This is a genomic window from Dolichospermum lemmermannii CS-548 (assembly GCF_028330815.1).
GTDB classification, from domain to species: domain Bacteria; phylum Cyanobacteriota; class Cyanobacteriia; order Cyanobacteriales; family Nostocaceae; genus Dolichospermum; species Dolichospermum lemmermannii.
On record NZ_JAQMTJ010000171.1, the window covers coordinates 1 to 8581 of the forward strand.

General features: G+C 39.1%; 7 protein-coding genes and 1 pseudogene. 5 read left to right on the forward strand and 3 right to left on the reverse strand.

The window, feature by feature from the left end:
* Nucleotides 1–274: 274 nt before the first annotated feature.
* Nucleotides 275–496 (forward strand): ferredoxin-thioredoxin reductase variable chain, encoded by a 222-nt coding sequence (locus PN450_RS11480; RefSeq protein WP_015078389.1) that lies wholly within the window; start codon nucleotides 275–277, stop codon nucleotides 494–496.
* 80 nt (nucleotides 497–576) lie between these two features.
* Here PN450_RS11480 and hetI read toward each other — a convergent pair whose 3' ends face one another.
* Nucleotides 577–1293, reverse strand: a complete 717-nt coding sequence (hetI, locus tag PN450_RS11485; RefSeq protein ID WP_271836392.1) for a 4'-phosphopantetheinyl transferase HetI — start codon at nucleotides 1291–1293, stop codon at nucleotides 577–579.
* Nucleotides 1294–1305: 12 nt separating this feature from the next.
* Nucleotides 1306–2379 (reverse strand): YheT family hydrolase, encoded by a 1074-nt coding sequence (locus PN450_RS11490; protein WP_271836394.1) that lies wholly within the window; start codon nucleotides 2377–2379, stop codon nucleotides 1306–1308.
* 219 nt (nucleotides 2380–2598) lie between these two features.
* Here PN450_RS11490 and PN450_RS11495 point away from each other — a divergent pair, with 219 nt between their 5' ends.
* On the forward strand, nucleotides 2599–3342 hold the full coding sequence (locus tag PN450_RS11495; RefSeq protein WP_015078386.1) for a response regulator transcription factor: 744 nt from the start codon (nucleotides 2599–2601) through the stop codon (nucleotides 3340–3342).
* Here the strand turns inward: PN450_RS11495 and PN450_RS11500 are convergent.
* Nucleotides 3289–3483 carry a hypothetical protein gene (locus PN450_RS11500; RefSeq protein ID WP_148279012.1) on the reverse strand — a complete coding sequence of 65 codons (195 nt, stop codon included), beginning with the start codon at nucleotides 3481–3483 and terminating at the stop codon, nucleotides 3289–3291. The two genes, PN450_RS11495 and PN450_RS11500, sit on opposite strands and share 54 nt — an antisense overlap.
* Before the next feature lie 275 nt (nucleotides 3484–3758).
* On the opposite strand from PN450_RS11500, the gene PN450_RS11505 reads away from it, so the two are divergent.
* From PN450_RS11505 to PN450_RS11515, 3 genes and pseudogenes are all read left to right on the forward strand, one after another.
* On the forward strand, nucleotides 3759–3989 hold the full coding sequence (locus PN450_RS11505; protein WP_148761854.1) for a NifU family protein: 231 nt from the start codon (nucleotides 3759–3761) through the stop codon (nucleotides 3987–3989).
* Nucleotides 3990–4090: 101 nt separating this feature from the next.
* Nucleotides 4091–6325, forward strand: coding sequence for a glycoside hydrolase (locus tag PN450_RS11510; protein WP_271836399.1), 2235 nt, complete (start codon nucleotides 4091–4093; stop codon nucleotides 6323–6325).
* 382 nt (nucleotides 6326–6707) lie between these two features.
* Nucleotides 6708–8444: pseudogene (locus tag PN450_RS11515) on the forward strand (DNA methyltransferase); the annotation flags it as partial.
* Nucleotides 8445–8581 lie beyond the last annotated feature (137 nt).

Here is an 8581-nt window from a genome sequence, read left to right on the forward strand (position 1 = left end):
GGGAAGTAGGGGAGGTAGGGGAGGTAGGGGAGGTAGGGGAGGTAGGGGAGGTAGGGGAGGTAGGGAAAAGAGTATTACCATTACCAATTACCAATTACCCATTACCAATTACCCATTACCAATCATCTTAATAAGAAATATACAAGTTTGTTCCACGGCTGAATAGCGCGATGTGTTGTAAAATTGAGTTTGCCATTAAATCATGCTGGATTTTATATTCAAAAAAGCTGTGGAGATGGTTTGGGAACAAAAAAAGTTAGATACATAAGATATTATGAAAGTAGGCGATCGCGTGCAAGTGAAAGAATCAGTAGTAGTTTATCATCATCCTGAACATCGCGGTCAGGCTTTTGACATCAAAGGTACAGAAGGAGAAATAGTGGCTATTGTCACCCAATGGCAGGGTAGACCCGTGAGTGCTAACTTTCCTTTTTTAGTGCAGTTTGGCAAAAAATTTAAAGCCCACTTACGCGATTTTGAAATAGAAAGTATCTAGAATAGGAGTCAGAAGTCAGAAGAGGGAATAAAAAAGAATTCAGTATCCCCAATAATTGATTCTCACTTCTGAACTCTTTTTCAGTAATATTCCCAGCAATGCAAATTAATATTGCTACCTGCAACTACAACCGCAGCCGCAAAATTTTCTGCTGGTGTTAATTCTCTTAAATTCCAATCTCCTGATACAAGTAATTGACTTGGTTGATTTGGTGTTAAAGATATTTCAATTTCTTCTAACTCTACTAAACCATCTCCTGTGGCTTTTAAATAAGCTTCTTTGCAAGTCCAATAACGGAAAAATATTTGTTGCTGTTCTTGGGGAGAAATAAGTCGCAGATGTTCATATTCTCTAGATGAAAAGAATCTTTTTGCCAAACCTTCCAAATCAGACATAGTGCGAATATATTCTAAATCCACACCAATTTGATGTTGATAACTTACCCCCAATAAAGCTAAATCTTGGGAATGAGATAAGTTAAATAATAATCCTTGATCAGCAAATTTAGCCGCTAATAAAGGCTTACCACGGGGCTGATATTCAAATTCTACTTGTTTGGGATCAATACCCAAATATTGCCCTAAAATGGCGCGGAGAGTACCGCGTCCGGCAATAAATCTTTGCCGATGTTCAGGAAAATAAAACCTTTGGGCGCGAGCAATTTCATCACTAGATAAAGTTTCTCGAAAAAATTGTAATTGTGATTCTGATGAATTTAAATTAATGCGCCAAATATGCACATCATTTAATAACAAATCTAATTTTTTAGGTGCAGGTAGCCAATTAAAATTAAACACAATCGCTAATAATTAAACTTTACTTTTTTGCATAGAACCATTTTCAATTTTTTGGCTACGGCTTGTTTCTATCCACTCTAAAACACGATTCCAAGCCCACCATTGATCAGGATCTTCATATTGATTTTGACATTTTTTGCTACTCACATAACCAACATGGCCACCGTAGCGAGTCAGTAATAAATCTATGTCAGGGTTTTTCGTAGCAGCGGCTTCTAAATCAGGAATAATGGCAGGATCAAATAAAGGGTCATCAGCAGCATATAAAATTAAAGTTGGTTTGGACAATTTAGGTAATAATTCTAACCCACTGCTGGCTTGATAATAATCAGCGACGGTGGCAAAACCCAAACGTTCAATCACCAATTCTTCATCAAATCCCCAAATACTATTAGCCCGTTCAATAGCTTCTGGTTGCATAGATTCAGGATAAACAGCATGAATTTTCCAGGCCAGTTTTTTCAATTCCTTAGCAATGCGAGATTCAATATATTTACCAAAAGGGTGTGTAACCAAATAAGTCAGTGAACGGAACGAATCCAAACTCGGACAAATCACCGCCCCACCCGCAATATTAATGTCTTTAGGTGCTAAATCCGCAGCAGCTTTCACTCCCCACAAAGCCAACTGTCCTCCCAAAGAATAGCCCGTAAACCAAAATGGTGAAGGACAACCCATTTTTGCCGCAGTTTCCGCAATTCTGACAAAATCTTCCCCTTCATACAAACCATCAGAAGTCAATGTTGGCGATAATTCTGCGGTTTTACCATGCGCCCGCCAATCAAATAACACCACAGCATAGCCTTGGGCGTAAGCCTTGCGTCCCAAAATTCTTAAAAACCATTGTTGGTCTAATTCTCCAGTAATACCATAAGTGCCAAGAATCGTACTATGGGCATTTGGGGGAATAGCAACTTTTCCAAAAATTGGCACACCTTGACCACCTGTGAAGATGACTTCCTGGTATTTTGGTTCTGGGTGAGTAGTTTTACTCTCCCAATCACGATTAGCCCATAAAGCTGTATAAGTCGTCATGGTCACGCCATTTTGCAAAAAATAGGGCGGCAAATACTCGTATTTATACATATAAATATTACAATCATTTACTTTTAATATTTATATTAGGTTTAACATATTTTTTATAATTGAGGTGGTAATCTTTTTATATATCAAGGAAAACAACTGTCTAGAGTTTGCTCCATGATCTCACAACCCCTCAACTTTTTCCCAGAATCAGCAAAGCGAAATTTTGGTAGTCGAGGAAACGTCAATTATCCTTAAATAAAGTAGTTATAATTTTTAAGAATGCCGAGGATTCTTGTCATAGACGATGACCCAGCGATTTCAGAACTTGTTGCCGTCAACTTGGAAATGGCGGGCTACGATGTTAGTCAAGCCGAAGATGGTATCAAAGGTCAGGCGCTGGCTCTCCAGCTACAACCAGACTTAATTATGCTCGATCTCATGTTACCTAGAGTAGATGGGTTTACAGTTTGTCAACGCTTACGTCGGGATGAACGCACTTCCGAAATTCCTGTATTGATGTTAACTGCTTTAAGCCAAACTCAAAACAAGGTAGAAGGCTTTAATGCTGGTGCGGATGACTATCTCACCAAACCCTTTGAGCTAGAAGAGTTATTAGCGCGGGTACGGGCTTTATTAAGACGCACGGACAGGATTCCCCAAGCTGCAAAACATAGCGAAATTCTCAACTATGGACCGATTACTCTCGTTCCCGAAAGATTTGAGGCTATCTGGTTCAAAACAACAGTGAAATTGACTCATTTAGAATTTGAGTTACTCCACTGCTTGCTACAACGTCACGGACAAACCGTTTCCCCCAGCGAAATCCTCAGAGAAGTTTGGGGTTATGATCCTGATGATGATATTGAGACTATTCGCGTGCATATTCGTCATTTGAGAACCAAACTCGAACCAGATCCTCGTCATCCACGCTACATTAAGACTGTCTACGGTGCGGGATATTGTCTGGAATTACCTAGTGTATCTTCTGGAATTGACGAAGCGATCGCTACAATAGTTGAGTGAAAGGGAACAGGGAACAGGGAACAGGGAACAGGCAAGAATTATTACCACTGACAACTGTACGGGCGAAGCATTTGGAGAACTATTTTTGGCAATGACCGATAATTTATCTTCCAAATGCTGACAACTGTACGGGCGAAGCATTTGGAGAACTATTTTTGGCAATGACCGATAATTTATCTTCCAAATGCTTCGCCCCTACTAAGTAAGTCGGCCCAATAAAATCGATATATGTTTAGTTTTGTAAAAACCGTGAAACACCCTATTTATAAGGTATTCGTTAATTTATATTTCGTTACATAGATTGATTTTTTAACGCCGACCTACTTAACAACTAACCAATTATCCATTTCCAGCCTAAACTAGATAATTAGCAACTTGGATAATTACCAATTTATTTACTAAGCAGGTCTAAAAGAATGGAACTAACGCTAGAAAATGTAGAAACCGTATTAGACGAGATGCGCCCTTATCTCATTTCTGATGGTGGTAACGTGGAAATTGTAGAATTGGATGGACCAATTGTTAAGCTCCGATTACAGGGTGCTTGTGGTTCTTGTCCTAGTTCTACTATGACTCTGAGAATGGGAATTGAACGCCGTCTCAAAGAAATGATTCCCGAAATTTCTGAGATAGAACAAATCATGTAAATCACTGGTAATGGGTAATGGGGAAAGAGGTAATTGGTAAGATATACTTGTCAACTGTTCCCCGTTATCTATTTCCCCTCACCTACTCTTTTGTATATTATATGTCTCATCCTTTGCACGTTGCGGTTATCTGGCATCAACATCAACCGTTGTACAAGTCTCCTGAAAATGGTAGTTCTTTGGTGACTAGTCAGCAATATCGCTTGCCTTGGGTACGGTTACATGGAACTAAGGATTATTTGGATTTAGTATTATTGTTAGAGAAGTATCCTAAGTTACACCAAACTGTGAATTTAGTGCCTTCATTAATCTTGCAAATAGAAGATTATGTTGCAGGTACGGCTTTTGACCCTTATTTAACTGCTAGTTTAACGTCGGTAGAAAAGTTGACTCGTGAACAAAAGGAGTTTATTGTTCAACATTTCTTTGATGCTAACCATCATACTTTGATTGATCCTCATCCTCGTTATGCCGAATTATATTATCAAAGACAGGAACAAGGACAAAGTTGGTGTTTAGCAAATTGGCAGTTATCAGATTATGGTGATTTATTAGCTTGGCATAATTTAGCTTGGATTGATCCTTTATTCTGGAATGATCCAGAAATTGCTGCATGGTTAGCACAAGGACGTAATTTTAGTTTAGGCGATCGCCAGCGCATTTATTCCAAACAACGGCAAATTCTCAGCCAGATTATTCCCCAACATCGGAAAATGCAGGACAGTGGACAATTAGAAGTTACCACGACTCCCTACACTCACCCAATTCTACCTTTATTAGCTGATACTAACGCCGGACGGGTAGCTGTGCCACAAATGACATTACCCAAACAGCGGTTTCAGTGGGTGGAAGATATTCCTCGACATTTACAAAAATCCTGGGATTTATATATAGATAGGTTTGGACAAGATCCTAGAGGTTTATGGCCTTCCGAACAGTCCGTTAGTCCGGAAATTTTACCGTATATTATTAAACAAGGCTTTAAATGGATTTGTTCAGATGAAGCCGTTTTAGGTTGGTCATTAAAACACTTTTTTCATCGTGACGCTGCGGGAAATGTCCAAGAACCAGAATTGCTGTATCGTCCCTATCGTCTGCAAACTCCAGCAGGTGAAGTGGCGATTGTTTTCCGTGATCATAGACTATCAGATCTAATTGGCTTTACCTACGGGTCTATGCCAGCAAAAAAAGCCGCAGCAGATTTAGTGGGACATTTGCAAGCTATTGCTAAACAACAAAAAGAAAGTAACGACGATCAACCTTGGTTAGTTACAATTGCCCTAGATGGGGAAAATTGTTGGGAATTTTATCCCCAAGATGGGAAAGAATTCCTAGAAACATTATACGAAAGTTTGAGTAATCAATCCAATATCAAACTTGTCACTGTTTCCGAATTCATTGAAAAACACCCACCCACCGCAACTATTCCCGGTGAACAACTCCATAGCGGTTCTTGGGTAGATGGCAATTTTACCACATGGATCGGCGATCCAGTTAAAAACCGCGCCTGGGACTATCTCACCGCAGCCAGACAAGTCTTAGCAAATCATCCCGAAGCCACAGAAGAAAACAATCCCGCAGCTTGGGAAGCATTATACGCTGCTGAAGGTTCAGACTGGTTTTGGTGGTTTGGAGAAGGACATTCTTCCAATCAAGATGCCATTTTTGACCAATTATTTCGGGAACATCTCTATGGCATTTACAAAGCCTTAAATGAACCCATACCCCCATATCTGCACACTCCGCTGGAAATCCATGAAGCCCGCGCAGACCATAAACCACAAGGCTTTATTCATCCGATCATAGATGGTAAAGGTGATGAACAGGATTGGGATAAAGCCGGACGGATTGAAGTTGGTGGTGCAAGGGGAACAATGCACAATAGCAGCACCATTCAACGTTTATGGTATGGGGTAGACCATTTGAATTTTTATGTGCGAGTAGATTTTAAAACTGGCGCTGTTCCCGGTCAGGATTTACCACCAGATTTACACCTACTTTGGTATTATCCAGATAGAACAATGGTGAATAGTTCCATACCTCTAGCAGAAGTACCGGACAGCGCACCTTTAAATTATCTATTTCACCATCATTTAGAAGTGAATTTACTCAGTCAATCTGTGCAGTTTCGAGCAGCAGGAGACGATCATTTATGGTATCCTCGTGCTACTCGCGCCCAAGTTGCCTTAGGTTCTTGTTTGGAAATAGCAGTACCTTGGGCTGATTTGCAAGTCCCTCCAGATTATCCTCTGCGGTTGATTTTGGTGTCTTCTGATGATGGTTGTTTTTCTGGTTATGTGCCGGAAAATGGTTTGATTCCGATTGATGTTCCTTAGTGGAGATGATTCCCGGTTTTTATCGGGATTTCTGGTTTTTGTCTCGCGGAATTTGATGATAGTTCTTCCTCGTCATGCCTATGATAACAGATTTAAAATTAATTGTCAACCCCTAATTCTTCTTTTTTCGCGGGATTTGATGATGAGATAAATCAACCACGAAGCAACGAAGAACACGAAGGTAAGAGGTTTTCAAGGGTTTTTCTGTGGGTCTTGAGCTTGATTATTTGATGATAGTTCTTCCTCGTCAAGTTTATGATAACAGATTTGAAATTAATTGTCAACCCCCAATTCTTCTTTTTTCGCGGGATTTGCTGGGGAAGTTAAATGCTATTTTTGTAATTATTGACAAGTCGGGTATCTTGTTGTTCAGAAAAAAACTATGACATCATCAACACCAGAAAGTTTATCTAAATTCGTCGAATTTTGCAACCAATATATCACTGGACAAGAACGTAAGGAAGCACAAACTTTTCTTGACCGATTTTTTCGCGCTTTTGGTCATGAGGGTGCTTTGGAAGCTGGAGCGAAATATGAGGAAGCTATTAAAAAAGGTAGTAAAACTGGAAAAACCGGTTTTGCTGACTTAGTTTGGAAACCTCGCGTTTTAATTGAAATGAAAAAGCGTGGAGAAGACCTAAATAAACATTATTCCCAAGCTTTTGATTATTGGACTAGGTTAGTCCCTAACCGTCCTAAATATGTGATTTTATGTAATTTTGATCAATTCTGGATTTTTGATTTTGATATTCAGATAGATACTCCTGTAGATAAAATCTCTCTTGAGGAACTACCAGCACGGTCGGGAGCGTTGGCTTTTATGGAATTAGGTCAAAAAACTCCTATATTCCAAAATAACCAGGTGGAAGTGACGGAAAGGGCGGCTCGTCGTATGGGAGAGTTATTATTAGAGTTGGAAGCTAGGGGTATTGAAAAGTTAACAGCACAGCGGTTTGTTTTACAATGTGTGTTAGCTATGTTTGCGGAAGATAGACAATTGTTACCCCGTGATTTGTTTGTTTCTTGTGTTCAAGATTGTATGAATGGGTCAAGTTCCTATGATCTTTTAGGTGGTTTATTTCGGGAAATGAATCTACCGGGAAAAACTCCTGCGGGACGTTATCAAGGTGTAGATTATTTTAATGGTGGTTTATTTTCTCGCATTGACCCCATTGAGTTAACTAGGGAAGAATTAAATTTTTTAGATGTTTCTGCGCGGGAGAATTGGAGTCAAGTCCGTCCCGCGATTTTTGGGAATTTATTTGAAGGAACGGTAGATAAAAAAGAACGTCATGCGAAGGGAATTCATTATACTTCCGAGGGAGATATTATGAAAATTGTCCGTCCCACAATTAGTCGTTATTGGGAGGATAAAATTGAGGAAGCAAATACAGTTAAAGAACTGGGAAAATTGCAGATAGAATTACAAGGTTATCGGGTTTTAGACCCTGCTTGTGGTTCGGGAAATTTTCTTTATATAGCATATCAGCAATTGAAAAGAGTGGAAAGAATGCTTTTAGAAAAAATCCAGTCTTTGAATAGGTCGGAAAGTCAACAAATGGAAATGGGTTTGGTAACACCTTTACAGTTTTATGGTATGGATACAAATCCTTTTGCTGTGGAATTAGCGCGGGTAACTTTGATGATAGCGCGGAAAATTGCGATTGATGATTTATGTTTGACTGAACCTGCTTTACCTTTGGATAGTTTGGATGATAATATTGTTTGTCAAGATGCTTTGTTTAGTGAATGGGTCAAAGCTGATGCTATTATTGGAAATCCACCGTTTTTAGGTGGTAAAAAGCTGAGAATAGAATTAGGAAATGAATATGTAGAAAAGATATATCAGGCTTTCCCAGAGGTAAAGGGACAACCGGATTTTTGTGTATTTTGGTTTAGAAAAGCATCTGATTTATTAGGTAATAAAGGAAGAGGGGGGTTAGTTGGGACAAATTCTATTGCTCAGGTTTCAGGGAGAAAAGCGAGTTTAGATTATATTGTTAGTAATGGTGGGATTATTCATGACGCAATTTCTACTCAAATTTGGTCTGGAGATGCTGCTGTTCATGTTAGTATTGTTAATTGGACAAAAGAAGAACAAAAACAAAACTTTTTAGATAAGTAGAACGGCTTGAATAATTCAAAGTTTGTAGTGAGGAATTTATTCCTCATTTGAGGGCTGAAGCCCTTACTACGAAATCATCTCCAGATTTTTTACATTACTTAATCTACTTTGATTTATTTTCGTCTACTTAC